This window comes from Neisseria sp. P0021.S007 (assembly GCF_051956855.1).
The window spans coordinates 1-696 of record NZ_JBQCXA010000519.1 but is presented as its reverse complement, the minus strand read 5'-3'; the positions used below and the strand labels follow the sequence as shown (position 1 = coordinate 696).

Annotated in this window: 1 protein-coding gene; it reads right to left on the bottom strand. The window is 43.5% G+C overall.

The window, feature by feature from the left end; all coding sequences use genetic code 11:
• On the bottom strand, positions 1–324 hold a 324-nt coding region (locus tag ACTHUR_RS14360), incomplete at its 3' end, for an aminotransferase class V-fold PLP-dependent enzyme (RefSeq protein ID WP_440399237.1).
• Between the last annotated feature and the right edge of the window lie 372 nt (positions 325–696).

The window sequence follows — 696 nt, the reverse complement described above, 5'->3', positions numbered from 1 at the left end:
GGCAATACGGCTCCAGTTGCCCGTTACCACCGTGTCGGCAGTCGCAAAACCGTGCGCCAAATTCATGGCCGCCATATTGAATTGCGTGGTCGCACCGCCCTGTAAAAACAGGATTTTATAGTTAGACGGAATATTCAAAAGCTGGCGCAAGTCTTGTTCGGCATGATGCAGAATGCTCAAAAACATATCCGAACGGTGGCTCATCGCCATCACGGGAAAACCCGTACCGTTGTAGTCGAGCATTTCCTGTTGCGCGGTACGCAATACGGCTTCCGGCAATACGGCAGGACCTGCGGAAAAATTATAAATCGGGTGTGCGGACATAGCGGCCATCTTTCTTATTCGGAGGGTATGAAGAAATTGTAGAACCGCCTTGCACATTGTGCAAGCACGAAAAATCAGGAAATCCAAGGCCGTCTGAAAACAAAGCAATACCAATTCTTTGTTTTCTAAAAAAATTTCAGAAAAGCCAAATTAAAACTTGTCAACAATTCCCTTTTCAGACGGCCTCATCCCAATCTCTTCCATTTAAGCAATCACTTCAAAAAATCCACGCCAAATCAACGCTTTTCTTTTATCTGGAAAACAGTTATAATAGGCCAATTTTTCAAATCACACGAAAAATGGCCGCGCGGACATTTTTTTGTTTATGTACTTCTGGAGAAGCATAGATATTCAAACCATTCTTGATAAAAA